Origin of the sequence: Brachybacterium sp. NBEC-018 (genome assembly GCF_024860185.1) — a bacterium.
Lineage (GTDB): Bacteria > Actinomycetota > Actinomycetes > Actinomycetales > Dermabacteraceae > Brachybacterium > Brachybacterium rhamnosum.
On record NZ_CP100650.1, the window covers coordinates 3,006,200 to 3,030,394 of the forward strand.

A 24,195-nucleotide genomic window follows, 5' to 3' on the forward strand; every position below is an offset into this window, starting at 1 on the left:
CCCGCCATGAGCACCGACCAGGAGACCTTCGTCGACCAGCTGCGCGTCGACGACACCCCTCGCAAGGAGCGGCGCCGACGCCGGGCCCAGGGCCCCGAGCTCGAGAACCGCCGCACCGTGCCCCTCTCGCGCCGGATCCGGCACTCGTGGCAGCTGTACCTGCTGCTGCTCCCCGCCCTCGTCTGGGTGGCGCTGTTCGCCTACTGGCCGATGTACGGCATCCAGATCGCCTTCCGCGACTTCACCCCCGTCGGCGGCATCACCGGCTCCGATTTCGTGGGCTGGAAGCACATCGAGAAGTTCCTCCACAGCTACAACTTCTGGCCGCTGCTGCGCAACACCCTCGTGCTCGCGCTCTACGAGCTGGTCGCCGGGTTCCCGATCCCGATCATCCTCGCGCTCGCCCTGAACGCGGTGCGCCAGAAGTACTTCTCCCGCATCGTCCAGCTGATCACCTATGCGCCGAACTTCATCTCGGTCGTCGTGGTCGTCGGCATCCTCGTGATGCTGCTGGACCCGCAGACCGGGATCGTCCCCCACACCTTCGAGCTGCTGGGGATCGCTCCCCCGGCGTTCCTCACCGATCCCGGCTGGTTCCGGCACACCTACGTGTGGTCGGGCATCTGGCAGACCGCAGGGTTCAGCGCGATCATCTACCTCGCCGCGCTGTCCTCGGTCCCGCCGGAGCTGCACGAGGCGGCGAAGGTCGACGGTGCCTCGCACCTGCGCCGCATGTGGCACATCGACGTGCCCGCGATCCTGCCGATCGCGATCGTGCTCATGATCCTCAACGTCGGCTCGATCATGAGCGTCGGCTTCGAGAAGGTCCTGCTCATGCAGAACCCGCTGAATCTCACGACCTCCCAGGTCATCGACACCTACGTGTACGAGGTGGGTCTGAAGAGCCCGATCCCGCAGTACAGCTACGCGACCGCGATCGGCCTGTTCCGCAGCGTCGTGGGGCTCGTGCTCCTGGTCGCCGTGAACGCCCTGTCCCGGCGCATCACCAAGGCAGGCCTCTTCTGAGGCCGTGCCCCGGACCTGTTCCCCTCCCCCTCCACGATCCGTCAGGAGCAGCCCCATGACCGCATCCCCCGCCCCGCACCGCCCCGACTGCCCGGACTGCGCCGGGAACGGCGCCGCCGATCCCGCACCGCGCCTCGCGCGCCGCAGCCTCCTCGCCGCCCTCGGCGCCGCTCCCGCGACCGCGCTCCTCGCCGGCTGCGGGGGCGGATCCTCCGACGGCGGCGCCGGCGAGGTCGCGACGGTCGACTACGAGCAGGGCTCCGCCGCCCTCGAGGTCGAGCTGGGGCCGGAGATCGACGGCGTGCCCTATCCCGAGGGGTACGTGGGCCCCCGGGCCCGCGAGTCCGAGCCCTTCGGGGACGGCAGCACGACCTTCACGATCACGACCCGCGCGCTCGAGAACTTCGATCCCGCCACGAACACCTTCTCCGCGTACCTCGAGGAGCGCACCGGGGTGAAGGTCGCCTACAGCACCGTCCCCCGCGGGGACGAGGGCGCCCCGAAGGTCAACGCGATCCTCGCCGGAGGCGACCTGCCCGACGCCCTCATGCTGGGTCCGGAATGGATGGGAGGGTTCACGCGCTCGGAGCTGTTCGTCTACGGCCAGCAGGGGCTGTTCCGCCCGCTCGACGAGCTCATCGACCGGCTCGCCCCGCAGCTCGCGGAGGTCTTCGAGCAGAACCCGGACTTCCGCGCCGCCTGGACCGCCCCGGACGGCGCCATGTACGCCTTCCCCTCGGTCAACCAGTGCTACCACTGCCGCTCCTCCGCCTCCCGCACGTGGGTGCATCAGCCCTCCCTCGAGGCGGCCGGCCTCTCCGAGCAGCCGGCGACGATCGAGGAGTTCGAGCAGATGCTGCGCGGCATGAAGCAGGCCGTGCCCGGCATCGCGCCGCTCTCCGGGCACAAGGACGACCTCCCGCTCGCGCTCGTCACCGCCGCCCACCTCGACGCGGGCGTGGAGAAGCTGCGCCGGGACGGGGACACGATCGTCTACACCCCGCTGGACGAGGGGATGCGCGAGGTCTACTCGACGATGGCGCGCTGGGCGAAGGACGGCCTCGTGGACCCCAACGCCTTCACGCAGACGAACGACCAGCTGATCCGGATGGCGATGGACACCGCCGGGAGCCGGGTCGGCGTCGTCCAGGGCGTCTCGCCGGGCAGCTTCTCGACCGTCGAGTACGAGAAGCCCGACGCGCGCTTCCGCGAGTTCACCCCGCTGCGGCCGTTCACGGGACCGGGAGGCACCGCGGTCATCCCGTGGAACGACGCCCCCGGGGCCGGCTCGGTGGGCCTCGTCATCCCGGCGAGCACGGAGGATCCCGAGACGCTGGTGCGCTGGGCGGACTTCCAGCTCTCGCTGCTGTCGACGCTGAGCATGCGCCTGGGCCCGCAGGACGAGGCCTGGACCTGGGCGGGGAAGGGTGACACGGGCATCGACGAGCGTCCCGCCCTCTACAAGAAGGTGGAGCGGGAGGGGGAGGCCCCGGACAACGAGACCTGGGAGGAGCACGGCGTGTTCAACCTCGGGATGGACGTCCGCCACGGCGAGGCCGTGAACGAGGCGAACTCGATCGAGCCGGGCATCTACCGGGCCGGCGTCACCTACGAGGAGTTCCGCTCCCCGGCGGAGTCCCTGTTCGTCATGCCGTACTTCGACCAGTCCCAGGCGGCGGAGGTCGGCGAGCTGCGCACCAACCTCGACGCGGCCTACGTCCAGGGGGCCGTGGCCATGTGCCTGGGCACCACGGACGCCGGATCGGACGCGGACTGGGACGCGTACGTCTCGACGCTGAACGCGGCCGGGGCCGAGCGCTATCTGGAGGTCCTCGCGGAGGCCGACGCCGCTCGCGCCTGAGCCGACGCTCCTCGACGGATCAGGGGCCCGGGACGAACGGGCCGGGCACGCTCCCGTCGAGCGGCCCGGTCTGACCGTCGCCGGAGACCGACAGCTCCCAGCCGTCGGCCGCCGTGGTCGTGCGGGACGCGAAGGCCGCGTGCAGGCGCTCGGCGAGCGCCGCGCGGACGTCCGCGTGGCCGGGGTCGGCGGAGAGGTCGTGCTGCTCGCCGGGATCGGAGCTCAGGTCGTACAGCTCGGTGGGGCCGCGCCGGCGCAGCACGAGCTTCCAGCGCTCGGTGCGGAGCATGCGGTTGTCGCCGTACTCGTCCAGGATCAGCACCTCGGTGCCGGGCACCGGCGCGGGCCCGTCGGCCGTCCCGTCCTCCCGCAGCAGCGCGGCGACGCTCCTCCCGCCGCGCAGCGGGTCCGGGGGTGCGGGGATGCCGGCGAGCTCGAGCAGGGTCTCGAGCAGGCTCGTGGCGCTCACGAGGTCCTCCCGGACCCGGCCGGCGGCGATGCGCCCCGGGCCCCAGGCGAGGAAGGGCACACGGATCGAGTCCTCCCAGAAGTTCAGCGGCCAGGTGCCGTTGCCCTTCCCCCAGATGCCGTGGTGCCCGCAGGAGAAGCCGTTGTCGGAGAGGAACAGGACGATCGTGGAGTCCAGGAGGCCCAGTTCGCCCAGCTCCTCGAGCACCCCGCCCAGCATGCGGTCCACACCGGAGACCGCCGCCGCGTAGCCCGCGAGGTGCGCGCGGCGGTCCGCGAGCGGACCGGCCCAGGCGTCGCGGCGCAGCCACGGATGCGGCTCCGGGTCGGGGACGGAGGGGAAGTCGGTGTCCCCGTAGAGCGCGAGGAGCTCCTCGGGGTGGTTCCCGCCGGTCCACGGGTCGTGCGGGGCGGTCGTCGCGATCTGCAGGAGGAACGGCCGGGCGTCCCCCGCGGCGACGTGGCCGCGCAGGAAGGAGACGGCCTCGTCCCCGAGGGCGTCGGTGAAGTAGCGCGGCTCGACGGTCTCGCGTGCAGGGGCCTCGGGGCGCCCCGTCGCCGCGTCCATCGCCCAGATCGGCGCATCCCGGTACGGGCCCCCGCCGAGGCGGTGCGCGTACCAGTGCTCGAACCCCGGCGCGGGCGCCGCGGAGCTCCCCACGTGCCACTTCCCGACGTGGGCGCAGCGGTAGCCGGCCCCGGCGAGCAGCTCCGGGTAGGTGGGGACCCCGGCGAGGAGGTCGCCCTGCGGGCCGGGCGCGACGGCCCCGGGCCGCAGCCAGTCGTGGATCCCGTGCGCGGAGGGCAGTCGCCCGGTGAGCAGCGAGGCGCGCGCCGGGGAGCACACGGGGGATGCGCAGAAGAAGCGGTCCAGGACCGTCCCCTCCGCCGCGAGGCGGTCCAGGACGGGCGTGCGGAACTCCGGGGTGACGGCGCCGCGGGCCCACGCGCCCTGGTCGTCGGTGAGGACGACCAGGAGGTTCGGCGGCTCCGCGGTGGGGTCCGGCGGCGCCGGTGCGCTCACCGCGGCTCCTCGGTGCTCGCCCTCCCCGCGCCCGTGAGGTCCGGGACGGGAGCGCCGGTGGCGTCGTGCACGAGGACCGCCTCGAGCACGGCGCCCTCCCCCTCGAGCACGATGGTCAGCTCGTCCGCGTCGACCGCGCGATCGAGCCGGTGGATCCGACGCACGCCCACCGTGCCGCCCTCGGCGAGGAGGGCGCCGTCCGCGCCGCGCACCCGGTGCGCCCGCACCCGCTGGCCCTCGACGAGGCGCTCGCGGATCTCGACGTGATCGAACCTCGTGCCCGCGGGAAGGTGCGCCCGCACGGTGCCGGCCTGCTGCTCGAGGGTCTCCGCGGCGACGGGGCGACCGAACCGGGCCTCGAGCGCCGCGGCGAGCTCGGCGACGCGCGCGGCGTCCGCCGGGTCGATCCGGCCGCGACGGTCCGGGGGGATGTTCAGCAGCAGGTTCGCGCCGAGACCGATCGAGCGGTCGTGGATCGCGAGCAGGTGCGGCAGCGACTTGGGCTCCTCCCCCTCCTGCCAGAACCATCCCCTGCGCAGGGACACGTCGCACTCGGGCGGCAGGTAGCGGGGCGCGGCGGTCTCGATCGTGTCCGCGTCGTAGTTGTTGAGGTCCGCGCTCGTGGTCACGTACTCGACGGGGTCGGAGGCGAGGCCGTCCTCGTTGCCGACCCAGCGGATCGTCGCCGGTCCCATGTTGAAGATCATCGCGCCGGGCTGGAGCTCCGCGGCGAGCGCCCCGATCGCCTCCCAGTCGTACTCCCTGCCGGCGGATCCGGCGCCGTCGAACCACAGCTCGTGGAGCTCGCCGTAGCCGGTGCACAGCTCGCGCAGCTGGGCGAGGTAGAGGGCGTCGTAGGCGGCGGGGTCCGCGTACTCGGGGGCGTGGCGGTCCCACGGGGAGAGGTAGAGCCCGAGCTTCAGACCGTGCCGCGCGCACGCATCGGCCACCTCCCGGACCACGTCCCCGCCCCCGTCCTTCCAGGGCGAGGAGGCGACGGAGTAGTCGGTGGTCGCGGTGGGCCAGAGGCAGAAGCCGTCGTGGTGCTTCGCGGTGAGCACCACGTACCGGGCGCCGAGGGAGGCCGCGGTGCCCACCCAGTCGTCGGCGTCGAGGTCGGTGGGGTCGAAGATCGCCGGGTCGAGGGTGCCGTCGCTCCATTCGAGGCCGGCGAAGGTGTTCACGCCGACGTGGAAGAAGACGCCGAGGCCGTCCTCCTGCCAGGCGAGCTGCGCGGGAGTGGGGACCAGGGGGACCAAGGGGGCCGGGGCCGGATCGGGCGACGGCGACGTGGGAGCAGGCATGCCACCATCCCAGCAGAGATCGGTCCTCTGCACCAGAGCTCCTGCAGGACTCCCCGGACGGATGTGCTCGCCCCACAGAATCCCGCATCAGACATCGGGTCTCTCGTGGGGATGTGGGAGGGGCCGGCCCCGCGGCGGGCGCGGACGCGTCCGGCCCCCGCACCCCACTACCCTGAGCCGCATGGACGACTCCCGCCGCCCCTCCGGACCCTCCGAGATCCCCTCCTGGGCGATGCGCATGAACGAGGCGATCGAGCGGGTGGCCGTCCTCGTCCTCATGAGCCTCACCTGGCTCGTGCTCACCGTCGCCGGCCTGGTCCTGCTCGGCATCGGTCCCGCCACCATCGCCGCCGCCGAGGTCGTCCTGGCCCTGCGCGAGGGCGAGCGGGCCCGGGTGCTGCCCCGCATGTGGCGCAGCTTCCGGGAGGAGCTCGTGCGCGCGAACCTGCGGATGCTGCCGCTGCTGCTCGTGCAGGGCGGTGCGCTCATGCTGCTGTGGATCGCGACCGCGGGGCTCGCCGGCGGCCCGGGCGCCACGCTCGCGCTCGGCGTGGTCGCCGCGATCGCGGGCGCCTGGACCACCATCGCGCTCGCAGCGATCGCCGTCTCCCCGCGGGTGCGGCGTCAGGACCCCCTCGTGTGCTGGCGCCTCGTGCTGCTGCTCCCGGGCGCCCTCCCGCTGCGCGCCGTCGCGCTCGTGCTCCTCGTGCTGCTGTGGTCCCTCGCCTGCTCGCTGCTGTGGCCGCTGGCCCTGCTGCTGGGACCGGCGGTCGCGGTCGAGCTCGCGGTCGCGCTCCTGTCCCGCCGCATCACGGAGCTGCTCGCGCAGATCGACGCGTCGACCGCCGCGGCCTGAGTCCCCCGTGCGGGGAGCGATCTCCCCCGCACGGGGGACACGTGCCGCGGGGGCGCCGGGAAGGCTCGACGCATGGACACCAGACCGGACCTCATCCGCCCCCACCTCGTCACCGGCGTCGCGCTCAGCGCGGCGGCGATCCTCGCGGTGCTCACCCTCGTCCTGTTCCCGGACGGCCCCCTGCCCCGGCCCACCCCGCAGACCTCCTTCCTGATCGCCCTCACCTCCCCGGCCCTCACCGCGGGCGCCGTGCTCCTCACGGCGGCGCTCGGCGTGCTGAGCGGTGGCCTCGCCCTCGCCGGGCGCGTTCCCCGCGCGCTGCTCGCGGCGGTCGCCGCCCTGCACGTCCTCGTGATCGGCGTGGGCACCGCCTCGATGTCCACGCTCATGGTCGCCGGCTATCTCACCGCGCTCGCGGTGCCCGTCGCCGTGGTGATCCTCATCGTGCAGGGGCTGCGTCGGAGGGGACCGGGCCGGATCGTCGCCGCGATCGCCGGCCTCGCCCTGGTCGCCGGTCTCGTCCTCCGCGGCGGGGTGATCCTCACCCTCGCCGGGGACCTCGGACCGAAGATGCTCGCCGGGATCCCGGACATGGTGCTCGCGCTGCTCCCCGTCCTGATCGGGGCGAGCTGGGCGGTCACGCTCGTCCTCGTCGCGCGGGGCACCCGCGCCGCGCGCCGGGCGACCACCTGGGTCACCGACCACCGCGTGCCGCTGACCGTGCTCGCCGCCGCCGGCCCGCTGCCCTACGCCGCCGCGCGCGCCACCTGGCTCACCCCGTGGCCGATGTTCGCCCCCGACGGGGTGGAGCTCGCCGCCGACATGCGCCTGTGGGGGATCCTGCTCGGTGCGGGCGGCCTGCTCGGCTCGCTGCTCACCCTGCTGCTGATCACCCCCTGGGCGCAGGTCTTCCCGCGCTGGATGCCCGGGGTCGCCGGGCGCCCCGTGCCGCTCGCCGCGGCCGTCGTCCCCGGTGGCCTCGTCGCCTCCCTGCTGTGCTTCGCGGCGGTCCCGACGCTGCACGGCGCGGCGATGATGGACCCGGCGCTCGTGCTCGAGTTCGCGCTGATCTTCCCGCTGTGGCTCTGGGGCCCGTCCCTCGCGCTCGCGGTGTGGGGCTTCGCCGGTGAGCGGCTCGGCGCCGGGAGCACCTCCCGCGAGGCCCGCGCCCGGATCGCCCTCCCCTCGACCCCGGGACAGGACAGGATGGGGGCGTGAGCTCCCTGCGACGCCTCGGGCGACGGACGGCGTGGCTGATGGCCGGTGCGGCCATCGGCCTCGCCGTCGTCCTGCTCGTCGCCGCGCTCGCCGTGGTCCTCGTGGGGATCGTCGCCGGGCCCCGCGCCGTGCTGGGCACGCCGCCCCCGGCCGCCTTCGCGCTGTGCGCGATCGCGGCCGTGCTGATCGGCTCCCTGCTCGGGCTCGTGCCCGGGGTCCGCGAGCTCGAGGTGACCGGCGCCCGCGCCATGCTCGGCGCGCGCGGCGAGCTGATCGTCCCGGAGGCGCCCCGCGCCGGGCACCGGGTGCGCACCGTCGCCTTCGTGGTCCTGCACCAGCTGCTGGGGCTCGCGGTCGTGTCCCTGCTCGGCATGGTCCTCCCCGGCGGCGTCGCGGCCCTCGTCGAGGCGGCCACGGGCAGCGCGACCGGGGTCGGCCCGGCGCTCCCCCTCGACGGGGCCGGGCGCGCCCTGCGGGTCCCGCTCGGCCTCGTCGAGGTCGCCCTGGGCCTGGGCGGCGCATGGCCGCTGGGGCTCCTCGGCGCCCTCCTCGCTCCGCGGCTGCTGGGTCCCACCCCGGCCGACCGCCTCGCCGCCGCCCAGGCCCGGGCGGACCGCGAGGAGGAGCACCGGCGGATCGCGCGCGACCTCCACGACGGGATCGGCCACGCGCTCACCGCGATCGGCATCCAGGCCGCCGCCGCACGGCGCGTGGGCGAGCGGGACCCGGCGCTCGCGGCGAGCGCCCTCGAGGCCGTCGAGAGCACGGCCCGGGAGGCGACCGCGGAGCTCGACGCCGTGCTGGCCGTGCTGCGCGAGGAGCGCGAGGCGGCCCCGCCCACGAGCCCGCCGCCCGCGCGCTCCCTCGACGCCCTCCTGGACCGGCACCGCCGCACCGGCATGGCGCTGCGCGCGCACATGGATCTCCCCGCCGACGTCGCCCCGCTCGTCTCCCGCCATCTCGAGCGGATCCTCGCCGAGCTCCTCGCCAACGCCGCCCGTCACGGCGGCCCGGGCCCCGTGGAGGTGCACGTCGGGCACACGGAGGACGAGCTGCGCCTCGAGGTCGTCAATCCTCTGCCGGAGACGCGTCCCTCGACCCCCGGCCGGCGACGCGGCCACGGGCTGGACGGCCTCCGCGAGCGGGCGGGCCTGCTGGGCGGGAGCCTCGAGGCCGGCCCGGCCGACGACCCCGGCGCGCCCGTCTGGCGCGCCGTCGCCCACCTCCCCCTGCTGACCCGACCCGAGCATCGGAGCTCCTCATGACACCCGACCCGAGCACCACGGGCGCGCGCACGGACGGGCCCCCTCCCCTGCGGGTCCTCGTCGTGGACGACGAGCCGCTCGTCCGGCAGGGGCTGCGGCTGATCCTCGACGCGGAGGAGGACATCGACGTCGTCGGCGAGGCGGCGGACGGCGCCGAGGTCCCCGCGCTCGTGCGCTCCCTGCGACCCGACCTCGTCTGCATGGACGTCCGCATGCCGGGGATCGACGGGATCCGCGCGACGGAGCTCGTGCTGCGCGAGCCGGACCCTCCCACGGTGCTCGTGGTGACGACCTTCGCTCACGACGACCACGTGGCCGACGCGCTCCTCGCGGGCGCCTCCGGCTTCCTGCTCAAGCGGGCCACGGCCGAGGAGATGGTGCAGGCGGTGCGCACCGTCGGCCGGGGCACGAGCCTCCTGTTCCCGGGGACGGTGCGGGATCTGCTGCGGCCGCGGGCCCGGGGCGCGCGCCGCGAGGGCCCCGCCCTGACCCCGCGGGAGCAGGAGGTGCTCGAGCTGCTCGCGCTCGGCATGAGCAATCCCGAGATCGCCGGGCACCTCGTGCTCGGCCTCGAGACGGTCCGCACTCACGTGGCCGCCGTGCTCGCCAAGCTCGGCGCCCGCGACCGCACCCAGGCCGTCGTCACCGCCTACCGCAGCGGGCTCGTGGACCCCGGGCCGGGGTGAGCGCGCGGAGCATGCACAGGCCAGGGGGGATACGCTGGGACGCGGCCGCCCGGCAGGCGCGCCCGCACCCCCGCGGCGATGCGGGGGCCGTGCGTCGCCGGGAGCACACGAACCAGCTGGAACGGAGAGACATGGCTGACCTCAGGGTGGACGTGACCCGCGCGGACGCGGTGCTGATCGGCGGGGGCATCGCGAGCGCGACCCTCGCGGCGATGATCAGCGAGCTCGAGCCCGACTGGGACGTGCAGGTGATCGAGAAGCTCGACGACATCGGCCTCGAGTCGAGCGACGGCTGGAACAACGCCGGCACCGGCCACAGCGCGCTGTGCGAGCTCAACTACACGCCGCAGGACGTCGACGGCTCGGTGAGCCCCGCCAAGGCCATCACGATCAACGAGCAGTTCCAGGTGAGCCGCCAGTTCTGGGCGCACCTCGTGGAGAACGACCGCATCGGGGACCCCGGCGCGTTCATCCACTCCGTGCCCCACATGAGCTTCGTCCACGGGATCGAGAGCGTGGACTACCTGCGCCGCCGCCACGAGGCGCTCACGGCGAACCCCCTGTTCGACCGGATGCGCTTCACGACCGAGCACGCGCAGCTCTCCGAGTGGGCGCCGCTCGTCGCGCAGGAGCGCCCCGTCACCGAGACGATCGCCGCGACCTGGTCCCCGGACGGCACCGACGTCGACTTCGGCGCGCTGACCGGCCTGCTGCTCGAGCACGCGCGCCGCGTCGGCACGACCGTCAGCACCGGCTGGGAGGTCGTGGACCTGCGCCGCATGGGCACGGACTGGGGCGTCATGTCCCGCTCCACGAGCACCGGCGAGACCCGGGTCGTGCGCACCCCGTTCGTGTTCGTCGGCGCGGGCGGCGCCGCCCTGCCGCTGCTGCAGAAGGCCGGGATCCCCGAGATCGACGGCTTCGGCGGCTTCCCGATCTCCGGGCAGTGGCTGCGCTGCACGAACCCCGAGGTGATCGCCCGTCACGACGCGAAGGTCTACGGCAAGGCCGCCGTCGGCGCGCCGCCGATGAGCGTCCCCCACCTCGACACCCGGTACATCGACGGCGAGCGCTCGCTCATGTTCGGCCCGTACGCCGGCTGGTCCCCGAAGTTCCTCAAGACCGGCAGCTACACCGACCTCTTCACCTCGATCACGCCGAAGAACGTCACCCGCATGATGGCCGTGGCGCCGCCGAACCTCGACCTCATGACGTACCTCGCCTCCCAGCTCGCCGCGACGTCGAAGCAGCGCTTCGCGGCGCTCGAGGAGTACATGCCCTCGGCGCGGCCGGAGGACTGGGAGCAGATCACCGCCGGCCAGCGGGTCCAGGTCATCGCCCCGGACAAGGACAAGCACGGCGTGCTGCAGTTCGGCACGCAGGTGATCACCGCGGCGGACGGCTCGATCGGCGGCATGCTGGGGGCCTCCCCCGGCGCCTCGACCGCGACGGACATCATGATCCGCCTGCTGACGCGCATGTTCCCCGAGCGCCAGGACGCCTGGCGCCCGATCATCGCGCGCATGGTGCCCAGCTGGGGCACCCCGCTCTCCTCGGACGCCGACGCCGCGCACGCCTCCCTCGAGCGCACCGCCGCGGCCCTCGGCCTCACCCACGACTGACCACCAGGCGGCCCTCCCGGGGCCGCGGACCCGGGAGGGATCCCCATGCGCATCTCGCTGATGACCACCTGTCTGGTGGACGTGATGGCGCCCGACGTCGCCGCGTCGACGGTGCGTCTGCTCGAGCGGCTCGGCCACGAGGTGGTCTTCGACCGCCGACAGACCTGCTGCGGGCAGATGCACACGAACACCGGCTACTACACCGAGGCCGCTCCCGTGGTGCGGCAGTTCGTGGACACCTTCGAGCCCGCGCTCGACGAGGTCGACGCGATCGTCATGCCCTCGGGCTCGTGCGCCGGCTGCGTCCGCGACCAGCACGCGCTCGTCGCACGGCACGAGGGGGACAGCGAGCTCGAGGAGCGCGCCGGCCGCGTGGCCGCGAAGACCTACGAGCTCTCCGAGCTGCTCGTGGACGTGCTCAAGGTGACCGACGTCGGCGCCTACTTCCCGCACACCGTCACCTACCACCCCACGTGCCACTCGATGCGCGTGCTCAAGGTGGGACCGCGCCCGCTGAAGCTCCTGCGGGCCGTCGAGGGCATCGAGGTCGTGAACCTCCCGGAGTCGGACACCTGCTGCGGGTTCGGCGGGACGTTCTCGGTGAAGAACGACGCGACCTCCGACGCGATGGTCACCGACAAGGCCGCGAACGTGGTGCGCACGGGCGCGGACTTCGTCGTCGCCGGCGACGCCTCGTGCCTGATGAACATCGGCGGGAAGCTGCACCGCACGGGCGCGGCGCCCAGGCCCGTGCACCTCGCGCAGATCCTCGCCTCGACCCGCGAGGAGCCGTTCGTGCCCTCGGAGACGATCCTCGGGAGGGCCTCATGAGCGCGACCGTGAACCTGGGCATGCCGGCGGTGCGCCCGCAGCACGCCTCCCCCTCCTCGACGCTGCGCGGGACCCGCGGGTTCCCCGCCGCCGCCCGCGAGGAGCTGACCGACGAGGTCCTGCGCGGCAACCTCCGCCACGCGACGACCACGATCCAGGCCAAGCGCGCCGGCGTGGTGCGCGAGGTGCGCGACTGGCAGAAGCTCCGCAACGCCGGCAGCGCCCTGAAGTGGCAGGTCACCGATCACCTCCCGGAGCTGCTCGAGCAGCTCGAGGCGTCCGTGACCGCGGCCGGCGGCACCGTGCACTGGGCACGGGACGCCGAGGAGGCCGGCGAGATCGTCACCTCCCTCGCGATCGAGCGCGGTGCCCGCGAGATCCTCAAGGTCAAGTCGATGGCCACGCAGGAGATCGCGCTGAACGAGACCCTCGAGCACGCGGGCATCCGCGCGATCGAGACGGACCTCGCCGAGCTCATCGTCCAGCTCGCCGGGGACACGCCGAGCCACATCCTGGTCCCCGCGATCCATCGCAACCGCGCGCAGATCCGCGAGATCTTCCTCGAGTCGATGCCGGACCTCGACCCCTCGATCACCGACGACCCCGCCGAGCTCGCGGGCGCCGCCCGCCGCTACCTGCGCGAGAAGTTCCTGGACTCCCCCGGCTCCGTCGCGGTCTCGGGCGCGAACTTCGCCGTAGCGGACACCGGCACCCTCGTGGTCGTCGAGTCCGAGGGCAACGGCCGCATGTGCCTGACCCTCCCGCGCACCCTCATCTCCGTCGTGGGGATCGAGAAGGTCGTGCCGAGCTTCCAGGACCTCGAGGTCTTCCTCCAGCTCCTGCCGCGCTCCTCCACCGGGGAGCGCATGAACCCGTACACGACCCTCTTCACGGGCGTGCGCGAGGGCGACGGCCCGCAGGAGTTCCACCTGGTGCTGCTGGACAACGGCCGCTCCGCGGTGCTCGAGGACCCGGACGGCCGCTCGGCGCTGCACTGCATCCGCTGCTCCGCCTGCCTGAACGTGTGCCCCGTGTACGCGCGCGCCGGCGGCCACGCGTACGGCTCGACCTACCCCGGCCCGATCGGGGCGATCCTCTCCCCGCAGATGACCGGTGTGCAGGACGCGGAGGACCCCTCGGCGACCCTGCCGTACGCCTCGAGCCTGTGCGGCGCGTGCTACGACGTGTGCCCGGTGAAGATCGACATCCCCGCGATCCTCGTGCACCTGCGCGCGAAGGACGTCGACCGTCGTCGCGGCACCCGCGGCGAGTTCCACGGCGCCTGGGACGTGTCGATGAAGGGCGCGAGCCGCCTCATGTCCTCCCCCCGCGCCTACGACATCGCCGTCCGCTCGGCGGGCACGCTCGCGAAGGTGATGCCGGGGAAGAACATCGGCACGCTGCCCCATGCGCTGCCGATCGTCCCGGGCTGGACCGACCACCGCGACCTGCCCAAGCCCGGGCCGTCCTTCCGCTCCTGGTGGGACCAGCACGAGAAGCAGCGCGCCGCGGGGTCGACGTCGGGGGCGGGCGACGCACCCGCGACCGGCGGCGACGAGCAGCAGGAGGACCAGGCATGAGCACGAGGCCCGCTCCCAGGCCCGTCCGCACCCCGGGGCTGAGCGCCAAGGAGGAGATCATGGCGCGGCTCCGCGCCGCCCTCGACGTGCCCCGTCGCGACGCGGTCACCGAGGCGGACGACGTCCCCCGCGACTACCAGCGGGCCGACGACCGCCAGGAGGTCTCCACGGACCCCGCCAAGGTGCGCGACGTGCTCGCCCAGCGCATCGCGGACTACCGCGCGACCGTGCACCGCACGACGCCCTCCCAGCTCCCGGCCGCGATCGCCGAGGCGCTCGACGGCGCCGGATCGGTGATCGTCCCGCCCGGCGTCCCCGAGGGGTGGACCGCGCAGGTCGCCGCGACCGTGCAGGTCGACGACGGCACCCCCGGTCCCCGTGAGCTCGACGTGATCGACGCGGTCCTCACCGGCTGCCACACAGCGATCGCGGTGACCGGCACCCTCGTGCTGCGCTCCGACGACCTCTCCGGGCGCCGGGCGCTGACCCTCGTCCCGGACCGCCACGTGGTCGTGGTGCAGGCCGACCAGGTGGTGCTCGGCGTGCCCAAGGGCATCGAGCGCATGGGCGAGGACCCCGCCTCCCCCTGGACCCTGATCTCCGGGCCGAGCGCCACGAGCGACATCGAGCTCGAGCGCGTCGAGGGTGTCCATGGTCCCCGGCAGCTGCACGTCGTCCTCGTCGACCCCGAGCCGGAACCGGAGCCGGAACCCGGCTCCGCCGCACCGGACGGCGCCGCCCCCTCCGCCCCGACCTCCCAGGAGACCTCCCGATGACCGTCCCCTCCCCCGCCTCCCGCGACCGCGGCGCGCTGCTCGCCCTCGCCGCCGGGCCGTACCGCGCCGAGGTCTCGACCGTGGGCGCGACCCTCGAGTCGCTCACCGTCGGCGGCCGCGACCTGCTGGTCCGCAGCCCCGAGCAGGGCCCCATGGCCCACTACCGCGGCGCGATCGTCGCCCCGTGGCCGAACCGCATCGGGGACGGCGCCTACACCTGGGACGGCCAGGAGCTGCAGACCCCGATCACCGAGGTCGAGCGGGGCAACGCCCTCCACGGCCTGGTCTCCTTCCAGGAGTTCGCGGTCGCCGAGGCCGGGGAGGACGAGCTCGTGCTGCGCACCGAGCTGTTCCCCACCACCGGCTACCCCTTCCACCTGCTGCTCACGGTGCGCTACGCGCTGCACGAGGGCACGGGCCTGACGACCACCGTCACCGCCCGGAACCTCGGCGCGGCCGACGCCCCCTACGGCGTGTGCCCCCATCCCTACCTCGTCGCGGGGCCGGAGCCGCTGGACACGTGGACCCTGCAGGTCGCCGCGGCGACCGTGCTCACGGTGACCGAGGACCGCCTGCTGCCCACCGGCACCGCCCCGGTCGCCCCCGGCTCCGACTTCGACTTCTCGTCGCCGCGCGTGATCGGCGACCTCTTCATCGACCACGCGTTCACGGATCTCGCACGGGACGAGGACGGCCGGCTGACCGTGACGGTCACCGCCCCGGGCGGCACGGGCGTCGAGCTGAGCGCGGGCGAGGAGTGCCCGTGGCTCCAGCTGCACACCGGGGACCGCCCCGAGCCGGAGAACCACCGCCTGGGTCTCGCGACCGAGCCGATGACCTGCCCGCCGGACGCCTTCCGCTCCGGCACCGACGTGGTGCGGCTGCGTCCGGCGGCCGAGCACTCCGCGGCCTGGACGATCCGCGGCTGGTGACCGCCCGCCGCTGAGCGGCGCACCGCAGGACGAGCTCGGGCCCGTCACCCTCTGGAGGGTGACGGGCCCGAGCTCTCGGAGCACCGCGGGTCAGTCGCGGTGGGCCTCCTCGTAGGCGGAGCGCAGCGAGGCGGCGACGCGGCCGCGGTCGGGGACCTCGTAGCCGTTCTCGCGGGCCCACTCGCGGATGCGGGCGGAGTCGCCGGAGGAGGCGGCGCGGCCGGCGCGGGTGGTCGAGCGGCGACCGCCCACGCGGCGGGCCTTCGCGGTCCACTCGCCGATGTCCTCGCGCAGCTTCGCGGCGTTCTCCTCGGAGAGGTCGATCTCGTAGGAGACGCCGTCGAGCGAGAAGCTCACCGTCTGCTCCGCCGTCGAGCCGTCGATGTCGTCGACGAGCTCCACATAGGTCTTCCGGGCCATGTCGGTACCTCCTAGGTACACAGTGTTCTCCGACTTCGTGAGAAGTGGAGGTCGATGGGCGTGCACCATTATGTGCGCGGTGGCCGGATATTCACAACCGCCGCGCCGAATTCAGGAGGAATTCCGTGCCGTTCCGGTTCCGTCGGCCGCATCCGGATCGTCGATTCCGTGGCGGAGACGGTATTCCTTCTCCGCCGCCTTCTCGGCGTCGCGCTCATTCCTGTCCGAGCGCAGCAGCGCGCGCATCACGAACCAGAACACGAGCCCCACGGCGACCGGCGGGAGCAGGGAGCCCGCCTCGTACCAGAATCCGCTGTCCATCTCAGGCCCCCGGCTTCACGAGCGGGAAGAGGATCGTCTCGCGGATGCCGAGCCCGGTGATCGCCATGAGCAGGCGGTCGATGCCCATGCCCATACCGCCCGTGGGCGGCAGGGCGTACTCCATCGCCTCGAGGAAGTCCTCGTCCAGGAGCATCGCCTCGTCGTCGCCCTGCGCGGCGAGCCGCGCCTGCTGCTCGAAGCGCTCACGCTGGATGACGGGGTCCACGAGCTCGGAGTAGCCGGTGCCGAGCTCGAAGCCGCGCACGTAGAGGTCCCACTTCTCGACGACCCCGGGGGTGTCGCGGTGGGCGCGCACGAGCGGGCTCGTCTCGACCGGGAAGTCCCGGACGAAGGTCGGGGCGTGGAGGTGGTCGCCCACGCGGTGCTCGAAGAGCTCCTCGACGAGCTTCCCGTGACCGAACTTCGGGTGGTCGAGATCGAGATCGAGGGAGCGGGCGATCGCGCGCAGCTCCTCGACGGTGGTCTCGGGGGTGATCTCCTGACCGAGGGATTCCGAGAGGGAGCCGTAGACGGTGATCTTCTCCCATTCGCCGGAGAGGTCGTATTCGGTGCCATCGGCGAGCGTGACGACCTGGGATCCGGTGACCGCCTCCGCGGCCTCCTGCACGAGCTGCTGCGTCAGCTCGCCGATCGTGTTGTAGTCCCCGTACGCCTGATATGCCTCGAGCATCGAGAACTCCGGGGAATGCGTGGAATCCGCGCCCTCGTTGCGGAAGTTCCGGTTGATCTCGAAGACGCGGTCGAGGCCGCCCACGGCCGCGCGCTTGAGGAAGAGCTCCGGCGCGATCCGCAGGTAGAGGTCGAGGTCGAAGGCGTTCATGTGGGTCACGAACGGGCGTGCCGCGGCGCCCGAGGGGATCACCTGCAGCATCGGCGTCTCGACCTCGACGAACTCGCGGCGGTCGAAGGAGCTGCGCAGCGAGCGCATGAGGCCCGCGCGCTGGCGCACCGTGTCCCGCGCCTGCTGGCGCACGATGAGGTCCACGTACCGGTGGCGCACGCGGGACTCCTCGGAGAGGTCCGCGTGGAGCACCGGGAGCGGGCGCACGGCCTTCGCGGCCATCTGCCAGGCATCGGCGAAGATGCTCAGCTCGCCGCGGCGGGAGGCACCCACGCGGCCGTGGAAGAACACGTGGTCTCCGAGGTCGACGTCCGCCTTGTACTGGGTCAGGCGCTCCTCGCCCACCTCGGCGAGGCTCAGCATGATCTGGATGCGCTCGCCCGTGCCGTCCTGGACGGTCGCGAAGCACAGCTTGCCGGTGTTGCGCTGGAAGACGATGCGGCCGGCGATACCCACCTCGACCTGCGTCTCCTGCCCGGCCTCGAGCTCGCCGTGCTCGGCGCGGACCGCCGCGATCGTGGTGGTGACCGGCACGGAGACCGGGTAGGCCTCCTCGCCGCGGTCGAGCAGTCGCTCCCGCTTGGAGCGGCGGACCGCCATCTGGTCGGAGGTGTCCGGCTGCTCGGCGGCGGGGGTCTCGTTGCTCATGGACGCGATTGTCCCACGACCACCCCGGACGGGGCCCGTGAGCTCAGGGTGCTGTCAGCGACACCACGGCCGCGTCGAGCAGGCGCGTGCCCTCGACCCGGGCGGCGAGGACGACGAGGGCCTCCCCGCGGTGCTCCGGGGTGATCGGGTCGAGGGTCGCGGGGTCCACGACGAGCGCATAGGCCCACTCCGCCTCGTCCGACCGGAGCGCCTCGGCGAGCGCCCCGAGGACGGCGCCGACGGAGGGCGCGGCCTCCTGGGCCGCGGTGATCGTGCGGGAAAGCACGAGGGCGCGCTCGCGGCCGGCGTCAGAGAGATAGGTGTTGCGGCTCGAGCGTGCGAGGCCCGTGGGCTCCCGCTGGATCTCCACGGGCTCGATCCGCACGGGGAGGTCGAGGTCGGCGACGACGCGGGTGAGGATCGCGAGCTGCTGGGCGTCCTTCCGCCCGAACACGGCGACGTCGGGTGCGGCGAGGGTCAGCAGCTTCGTGACGACCGTGACGACCCCGTCGAAGTGCCCGGGACGGGCGGCGCCCTCGAGGAGCGTCCCGGCGCGGCCGGCGCTCACCGAGACGGTCGGCGGGAGCACGGGGTACATCTCCTCCGCCGAGGGCGCGAAGACGAGGTCCACGAGCCCGTCGACGGCGGCGAGGTCCGCGTCGAGGTCCCGCGGGTACGCCTCATAGTCCTCCCCCGGGCCGAACTGGAGGGGGTTGACGAAGTCGCTGAGGATCACGTGGTCCGCGACCTCGCGGGCGCGGGCGACGAGCGCGAGGTGGCCGTCGTGGAGGGCGCCCATCGTGGGGACCAGCGCGACGGTCCCCGGCAGGGCCGCGCGGGCCTCGCGGAGGGCGGCCTTCGTGGTGACGAGGGCGGTGGTGCGATCGGTGCCGGGGCGGGTCATGCGTCCTCCGTGTCGGGGTCCTCGAGCAGGGCGCGGATCCGCTGCTCCGTGAGGGAGGGTAGTCCCGAGCGGTCGAGGGCCGCGCGCGCGAGGGCGCGGTAGGTGGCGGAGGTGTCCGCGGCGTCACCGGGCAGTGCGGTCGCGTCGAGGTCGTCGAGCGCGCCGAGGTGGGAGGCGACGGTGCCGGCGTCCCCGCGCACCACCGGTCCCGTGAGCGCGGCGGAGCCGTGCCGCAGGGCGTTGTCCAGGGCGGCCTCGAGCAGGGGCCGGAGCAGGTGGCCGGGCTCCTCGATCCCGATCCTCGCGAGCGCCTCGCGGGCCTGGTCCACGAGCACCACGAGGTGGTTCGCGCCGTGGGCGAGGGCCGCGTGGTAGAGCGCGCGGTCCCCCTCGGGCAGCACGAACCCCTCCCCTCCGAGCTCGACCACGAGCGCCGCGGCGATCGGGGCGAAGAGCTCGCTCGCCGTGATCGCCATGGGGCAGCCGAGCAGTCGCGGGAGGTCGTCGCGGGTGCCGGTGAAGGTCATGGCGGGGTGGATCGCGAGCGTCGCGCAGCCGGCCTCGGCGAGCGGGGCGAGCACCTCGGTCCCGTAGCGGCCGGAGGTGTGCACGACCAGCTGACCGCCGGGCACGAGCCCCGTCGCGGCGATGCCCGCGGCGAGCGGGCCCAGCTGGTCGTCGGGCACGGCGAGGAGCAGCAGCTCGCTGCGCTCGACGATCGCGGGCACGTCGAGGAGCGGCACCCCGGGCAGGAGCTCCGCCGCCCGCTCGCGGGAGGCGTCGGAGACGGCGTAGGCGCCGGTGATCGCATGGCCCTCCGCGCGCAGCGCCGCCCCGAGCACGGCGCCCACGCGGCCCGCGCCGATGATGCCGATGCCGAGTCGGGGCGCGTCGGCGCTCATCGCCCCTCCCCCGCTCCGGTCGCGGCGGCGGGCTCGGACGTCCCGCGGGATGCCGGTGCGGCCGCGGCGAGCGGCGGGACGGGCCAGCCCTCGCGCTCGGTGTAGCGGCGCGCGGTCGCGGCGTCGAGGGCGAGGACGGCGTGCAGCGCGAGGGCGTCGGCCCGCGGCAGGGCGTCGAGCTCGACCGTGTGACCGGCGACGGCGACGGAGAGGTCGAGGCTCCCGAGCCGGCGGGCGAGCGGGCCGTCCCCCACGGTGATCTCCTGGACGCGATCACGGGGGACGATCTGCACGCGGCGGGCGAGGAGACCGCTGCGGCGCACCACGGCGCCGGGGAGCAGGACGGTGACGACGGTGCGCCGGGCGTACCACTGCAGGGGGTGCGGCGCGCGCAGGCCGGGCAGCTCCCGGGCGGGCGCGGTGAGCAGCCGCTCGAGCGCGGCGAGGTCGTCGCCGGTCCCCAGCGGCGGGGCGAGGTGGCCGATGGTCGACGCGAGCTCGTCCGGGGTGCCCACGGGGAGCACGCTGCGTGCGCCGCCGTCCTCGTCCTCGTCGATGCCCGCGACGGTGACGGTCACGGCGGTCCAGCGCGGAGCGCGCCACAGCAGCGGCCGGCGCAGCTCGAGGCGCTGGATGCGGCCCGGGGCGATCGTGTCCGCACGGGTGTTCGCGAGGCCGCGGCGCATCCGCAGCCCGGAGTCGGAGACGCGGGAGACGAAGCCCCAGCCGCTCTCGATGCGGCCGAACACGTAGCGCGGGACCGCGATCACGGCGGGGAGCAGCGGCACGAGGATGGCGATCGAGAGCCCCTCCTGCCAGATCGCGAGCGCGATCGTCACGCCCAGGCCGATGACGCTCGCGGCGAGGCCCAGCAGGAAGGAGCTGTCGCGCAGCAGGGAGCGGACCAGGCGCTCGGTGGGGATCTCGGCGATCAGCTCGCCGTCGGTGACGCCGTCGTGCAGGATCGCCCGGGCCCGCGCGGCGAGGTCCCGCTCCCCCGCAGGGCGGTCCTCGGGTCCGGTCGCGGCCGTCGAGGACGCCGACGTCGCCGCGGCCGCGGGTCCGGCCGTGGTCGCGGGCTCGCCGTCGGCCGACGGCCCGACCCCGGCGGCGGGCGCGGTCCCGGCCGCCGGCGCGGTCCCGGTGGACGCCTCGCCCCCGGTCGCCGGCTCGCCCCCGGTCCCCGGCGCGTCCGCCGCCGGAGGCACGGTCCCCGGCGCGTCCGCCGCCGGAGGCACGGTCCCGGCGGCGACCTCGAGGATCCTCCGGCGCAGGTCCTCCGCCTCCGCGGAGCGCACGTAGGCGATGTCGAGGTAGGACTCGCCGCCGCCGGCGACCTCGATCCGCACCTTCGCGAGGCCCAGCAGGCGTGCGAGGAGGGGACGCTCGAGGGAGACCGACTCGATGCGGGCGCGCGGGGCGAACTGCCGGGTGCGGCTGAGCAGACCGCTGCGGCGCACCACGCCGTCCGCGTCCACGCCGTAGCTCGTGGCCCACCACGACAGGGCCGAGACCACGACGCCGATGACCACCGCGACCGCGAGGATCCCCAGGCCGATCAGCAGCCGCCGCACGGTGAAGTCCCCCACGAGGGCGGCGAGGTTCTGCGCGGTGAGCACGGCGACCGCGCCGACCACGATCCGCCATCCGGTGACGAGCGGGGTCAGCGGGTGGGTGCGACGGTGCCCGGGAGGGAGCGCGGAGCTCACAGCGCCGCCATCCGGTCCACGCCGCGCTCGGCGAGGAGGCCGCGCAGGCGCTCCGCCTCGTCCCGCGGGAGGCCGGGCAGCGAGGGCGCCTCGCCGGAGGCGCCGGTCGTGAGCTTGAGGGTCGCGAGGCCGTAGCGCCGCTCGATCGGGCCCTCGTCGATCGTCACGGACTGCACCCGGCCGTAGGGCACGGTCGAGATCGTGCGGAACATGATGCCGCGGGCGATCACGAGCTCCTGCTCGCCGTCGAGGTAGCCGATCGCCCGCACCCGGCGCGGGGTGAGCAGCAGGGACTGGACGATCACGGCGAGCGGCACGACGGCGACCGCGGCGATCCACCACCAGGAGGTGATCGCGGCGAGCACGACGGCGCCGACGGCCAGGGCGAGCGCGATCACGTACCCCGGGATCGCGGCGAGGTAGCGGGCGGGGACGAGCGACGGCGAGACCGGGCGCAGCCCGTCGACGCCGAGCAGCCGCCCGTCGTGGATCGTCGGGGCGGGCTCGTGCCCGGCGGCCGTCCCGTGCGGCGTGCTGGGCTCGCCCGGTGCGGTGGGCTCGCCCGGTGTGGTGGGCTCGTGCGGCGCGGTGGGCTCGTCGGGCGAGGAGGTCATGGGGACATCGTGTCACCCCCGCCGCGGCGCAGGGCTCCCCGGAGGTCGAGGGACGGGCCGACGGACGTCGCCCCTCGCCCGGGCGCGCGGCTCAGGACCCGACCTGTGCCCGCTCCCCGCCCTCGCCGTCCTGCGGGGGCAGCGTGCCCCAGCGCTCCACGATCACGCCCAGCACGCCCAGGGCGGTGCCGGCGAGGGCCGCGGCGGTGCTCGGCACCACCGCGCCCCACAGATCGCCGGTGCCGGTGATCAGGAGGAACAGCGCCTGCCCGGAGAACAGCCCGCCGACGATCGCGCCCGTGTAGGCGCAGGCCCGGGCGATCAGCACGGTGCGGTAGGCGGTGGGCAGGTCGATCTGATGACGGCGCGGGGCGATCGTGGGGTGCTCGTCGCGGTCCCGGCTCTCCGCCATGTAGCGCCGCAGCGGGAGGCCGTGCACGAGGAGCACGCCGATGAGCGCGAGCTCGACGACCGTGGTGAGCCAGCCCGTGACGGGGACGCTGCGACCGCGGGCAGCCATGACGTCGAGGACCTGCGCGCCGAGGCCGGTGCCGATCAGCCAGATCAGCACCAGCAGCGGGATGCTCAGCGGCTTCACGAGCGCGCGTATCCCGGGATCGCGGGACCGGGGCGCAGGCCGTCCCGGTCGGGGGCGGCCGCGGCGAGCGCGGCGACCTCGCCGTGCCCGGGCAGCAGGGCCCCGGGGCGGGCGAGCCGCCACGGCTCCAGCACGAAGGCGCGCTCGTGGGCACGGGGATGCGGGAGGGTGAGCTCCTCGTCCTCGCTCGTGTGCGCTCCGTAGGCGATGACGTCGACGTCGAGGGTGCGCGGGCCCCAGCGCACGAGGCGCTCGCGGCGGGCGTCCTGCTCGAGGCGCTGGCACTGCGCGAGCAGCGCGAAGGGCGAGAGCGCGGTGCGCACGCCGATCACGGCGTTGAGGAAGGCGTCCTGCTCGACCCCGCCCACCGGGTCGGTCTCGACCACCGGGGAGGTCCAGTCCACCTCGATGCCGGGCGTGCGCTCCAGGAGCTCCAGCGCCCGCGCGAGGTGGCTCTCGCGGTCCCCGAGGTTGGTGCCCACGGCGAGCACCGCGTCGACGGGCTCGGCGTCGCGGACGATCCGCAGCCGCACGTCGTCCACGGGCAGGCCGACGGGCGCCGCGGGCTTGTGCACGGCCACCTCGATGCGACGCACGAGGGGGTCGCCGATCGTCCGCAGCACCCGGGCGGCGAGGCGCTCGGCGAGGGTCTCGACGAGCGCGACGGGCTCGCCCTCGATCTCCTCGCGGGCGATCCGCGCGACCTCGGCGTAGTTCACGGTCCGCTCGAGACGGTCGCTGCGGCCGGCGGCGGCGGTGTCCACGTGCAGGGCGACGTCCACGACGAACTGCTGGCCGAGGGTCGTCTCCTCGGCGAGCACGCCGTGGCGGCCCCAGGCGCGGATCCCGGCGACCTCGATGCGGTCGCGGGCGGGCTCGGTCGCGGCGAGGCTCATGCGCGCTCCTCCTGTCGGGTCCCCCAGGCGTGGCGCAGGCGGTCGCCGACCCGCACCGCGGCGAGGTTCGCGGGCACCTCGTGCACGCGCACGGCCCAGGCGCCGCGCTCCGCGCTGTAGGCGCTGATCGCGGCCGTCGCCGCGTCCCGGTCCACGTCGAGCGCCCCCACGAAGCGCTTGCGGGAGGCGCCGATGAGCACGGGCAGGCCGTGGGAGGCGATCGACCCCCAGTGCGCGAGCAGCTCCCAGTTCTGGGCGCCGGTCTTGGAGAAGCCGAGCCCGGGGTCCGCGACGAGGAAGTCGTCCTCGAGCCCCGCGGCGCGGAGCGCCTCGAGGCGGGCGTCGAGCTCGGCGGCGCTCTGCGCGGCGACGTCCTCGTAGACGGCGAGGTCGTTCATGACGTCGCTGTGGCCTCGCCAGTGCATCGCGATGAACACCGGCGGGGTGCCGAGGCGCGTGCGGAGGCCCGCGGCGATGGTGCCCATGTCGCGGTCCGCGGAGCCCGCGGAGACGTCGTTGACGATGAGCGCCCCGGCCTCGACGGAGGCCGCGGCGACGGAGGAGCGCATGGTGTCCACGCTGAGGGCGACGCCCTCGGCGGCGAGGGCGGCGACCACGGGGACCACGCGCCGCAGCTCCTCCTGCTCGTCGACGCGGGGAGCGCCCGGGCGGGTGGACTCGCCGCCCACGTCGATGATGTCCGCGCCCTGCTCGAGCAGGAGCCGGGCGTGGGCGACGGCCTCCTCGTAGCGGTCGTGGTGACCGCCGTCGGAGAAGGAGTCGGGGGTGACGTTGAGGACGCCCATGACGAGCGTGCGGTCCTCCCCCAGGGACGCGGGCAGCCCCCGGGGTCGGCGCACCGGCGTGCCCAC

At 74.4% G+C, this 24,195-nt stretch carries 23 protein-coding genes; 11 read left to right on the forward strand and 12 right to left on the reverse strand.

What is annotated here, in order from left to right; genetic code table 11:
* Window positions 1-6: 6 nt before the first annotated feature.
* Window positions 7-1,026, forward strand: coding sequence for an ABC transporter permease (locus tag NLU66_RS13655; RefSeq protein ID WP_259360187.1), 1,020 nt, complete (start codon window positions 7-9; stop codon window positions 1,024-1,026).
* A gap of 55 nt (window positions 1,027-1,081) precedes the next feature.
* Window positions 1,082-2,887 (forward strand): extracellular solute-binding protein, encoded by a 1,806-nt coding sequence (locus NLU66_RS13660; RefSeq protein ID WP_259360188.1) that lies wholly within the window; start codon window positions 1,082-1,084, stop codon window positions 2,885-2,887.
* 19 nt (window positions 2,888-2,906) lie between these two features.
* Here the strand turns inward: NLU66_RS13660 and NLU66_RS13665 are convergent, their stop codons facing one another.
* Window positions 2,907-4,379 carry a sulfatase-like hydrolase/transferase gene (locus NLU66_RS13665; protein ID WP_259360189.1) on the reverse strand — a complete coding sequence of 491 codons (1,473 nt, stop codon included), beginning with the start codon at window positions 4,377-4,379 and terminating at the stop codon, window positions 2,907-2,909.
* Complete coding sequence (locus NLU66_RS13670; protein ID WP_259360190.1) at window positions 4,376-5,683, reverse strand: alpha-L-fucosidase; 1,308 nt, start codon at window positions 5,681-5,683, stop codon at window positions 4,376-4,378. The genes NLU66_RS13665 and NLU66_RS13670 overlap by 4 nt, the downstream gene beginning before the upstream one ends.
* 181 nt (window positions 5,684-5,864) lie before the next feature.
* On the opposite strand from NLU66_RS13670, the gene NLU66_RS13675 reads away from it, so the two are divergent.
* The 9 genes from NLU66_RS13675 (at window position 5,865) to NLU66_RS13715 (ending at window position 15,449) form a co-directional block, all read left to right on the forward strand.
* Complete coding sequence (locus tag NLU66_RS13675) at window positions 5,865-6,539, forward strand: YesL family protein (protein ID WP_259360191.1); 675 nt, start codon at window positions 5,865-5,867, stop codon at window positions 6,537-6,539.
* 72 nt (window positions 6,540-6,611) lie between these two features.
* Complete coding sequence (locus NLU66_RS13680; protein WP_259360192.1) at window positions 6,612-7,757, forward strand: hypothetical protein; 1,146 nt, start codon at window positions 6,612-6,614, stop codon at window positions 7,755-7,757.
* Window positions 7,754-9,022 carry a sensor histidine kinase gene (locus tag NLU66_RS13685; RefSeq protein ID WP_259360193.1) on the forward strand — a complete coding sequence of 423 codons (1,269 nt, stop codon included), beginning with the start codon at window positions 7,754-7,756 and terminating at the stop codon, window positions 9,020-9,022. The genes NLU66_RS13680 and NLU66_RS13685 overlap by 4 nt, the downstream gene beginning before the upstream one ends.
* Complete coding sequence (locus tag NLU66_RS13690; protein ID WP_259360194.1) at window positions 9,019-9,708, forward strand: response regulator transcription factor; 690 nt, start codon at window positions 9,019-9,021, stop codon at window positions 9,706-9,708. Before NLU66_RS13685 ends, NLU66_RS13690 begins: the two co-directional genes overlap by 4 nt.
* 131 nt (window positions 9,709-9,839) lie before the next feature.
* A complete protein-coding gene (locus NLU66_RS13695; protein WP_259360195.1) occupies window positions 9,840-11,330 on the forward strand; it encodes a malate:quinone oxidoreductase in 1,491 nt (496 codons plus the stop codon).
* A 45-nt stretch (window positions 11,331-11,375) separates the two neighbouring features.
* On the forward strand, window positions 11,376-12,161 hold the full coding sequence (locus NLU66_RS13700; RefSeq protein ID WP_137771054.1) for a (Fe-S)-binding protein: 786 nt from the start codon (window positions 11,376-11,378) through the stop codon (window positions 12,159-12,161).
* Entirely contained in the window at window positions 12,158-13,741 is a 1,584-nt protein-coding gene (locus tag NLU66_RS13705) for a LutB/LldF family L-lactate oxidation iron-sulfur protein (RefSeq protein WP_259360196.1), read from the forward strand. Before NLU66_RS13700 ends, NLU66_RS13705 begins: the two co-directional genes overlap by 4 nt.
* Window positions 13,738-14,517 (forward strand): LutC/YkgG family protein, encoded by a 780-nt coding sequence (locus NLU66_RS13710; protein ID WP_259360197.1) that lies wholly within the window; start codon window positions 13,738-13,740, stop codon window positions 14,515-14,517. The genes NLU66_RS13705 and NLU66_RS13710 overlap by 4 nt, the downstream gene beginning before the upstream one ends.
* On the forward strand, window positions 14,514-15,449 hold the full coding sequence (locus tag NLU66_RS13715; RefSeq protein WP_259360198.1) for an aldose 1-epimerase family protein: 936 nt from the start codon (window positions 14,514-14,516) through the stop codon (window positions 15,447-15,449). The genes NLU66_RS13710 and NLU66_RS13715 overlap by 4 nt, the downstream gene beginning before the upstream one ends.
* Before the next feature lie 90 nt (window positions 15,450-15,539).
* Here NLU66_RS13715 and NLU66_RS13720 read toward each other — a convergent pair whose 3' ends face one another.
* From NLU66_RS13720 to folP, 10 genes are all read right to left on the reverse strand, one after another.
* Window positions 15,540-15,869, reverse strand: coding sequence for a histone-like nucleoid-structuring protein Lsr2 (locus tag NLU66_RS13720; protein ID WP_137771058.1), 330 nt, complete (start codon window positions 15,867-15,869; stop codon window positions 15,540-15,542).
* A 111-nt stretch (window positions 15,870-15,980) separates the two neighbouring features.
* Window positions 15,981-16,190 carry a hypothetical protein gene (locus NLU66_RS13725; protein WP_259360199.1) on the reverse strand — a complete coding sequence of 70 codons (210 nt, stop codon included), beginning with the start codon at window positions 16,188-16,190 and terminating at the stop codon, window positions 15,981-15,983.
* Window position 16,191: 1 nt separating this feature from the next.
* The gene (gene lysS, locus NLU66_RS13730; protein ID WP_259360200.1) at window positions 16,192-17,700 is read right to left on the reverse strand and encodes a lysine--tRNA ligase; all 1,509 of its coding nucleotides are present in this window, start codon (window positions 17,698-17,700) and stop codon (window positions 16,192-16,194) included.
* Between the two features lie 43 nt (window positions 17,701-17,743).
* Window positions 17,744-18,604: a pantoate--beta-alanine ligase gene (panC, locus tag NLU66_RS13735; protein WP_259360201.1), complete on the reverse strand. Its 861-nt coding sequence runs from the start codon at window positions 18,602-18,604 to the stop codon at window positions 17,744-17,746.
* Window positions 18,601-19,506, reverse strand: coding sequence for a Rossmann-like and DUF2520 domain-containing protein (locus NLU66_RS13740; protein ID WP_259360202.1), 906 nt, complete (start codon window positions 19,504-19,506; stop codon window positions 18,601-18,603). Before NLU66_RS13740 ends, panC begins: the two co-directional genes overlap by 4 nt.
* On the reverse strand, window positions 19,503-21,215 hold the full coding sequence (locus NLU66_RS13745) for a PH domain-containing protein (protein ID WP_259360203.1): 1,713 nt from the start codon (window positions 21,213-21,215) through the stop codon (window positions 19,503-19,505). Before NLU66_RS13745 ends, NLU66_RS13740 begins: the two co-directional genes overlap by 4 nt.
* Window positions 21,212-21,829, reverse strand: coding sequence for a PH domain-containing protein (locus NLU66_RS13750; protein WP_259360204.1), 618 nt, complete (start codon window positions 21,827-21,829; stop codon window positions 21,212-21,214). The genes NLU66_RS13745 and NLU66_RS13750 overlap by 4 nt, the downstream gene beginning before the upstream one ends.
* A 91-nt stretch (window positions 21,830-21,920) precedes the next feature.
* The gene (locus NLU66_RS13755; protein WP_259360205.1) at window positions 21,921-22,427 is read right to left on the reverse strand and encodes a DUF3180 domain-containing protein; all 507 of its coding nucleotides are present in this window, start codon (window positions 22,425-22,427) and stop codon (window positions 21,921-21,923) included.
* On the reverse strand, window positions 22,424-23,323 hold the full coding sequence (gene folK, locus NLU66_RS13760; RefSeq protein ID WP_259360206.1) for a 2-amino-4-hydroxy-6-hydroxymethyldihydropteridine diphosphokinase: 900 nt from the start codon (window positions 23,321-23,323) through the stop codon (window positions 22,424-22,426). The genes NLU66_RS13755 and folK overlap by 4 nt, the downstream gene beginning before the upstream one ends.
* Window positions 23,320-24,195: a dihydropteroate synthase gene (folP, locus tag NLU66_RS13765; protein ID WP_259360207.1), complete on the reverse strand. Its 876-nt coding sequence runs from the start codon at window positions 24,193-24,195 to the stop codon at window positions 23,320-23,322. Before folP ends, folK begins: the two co-directional genes overlap by 4 nt.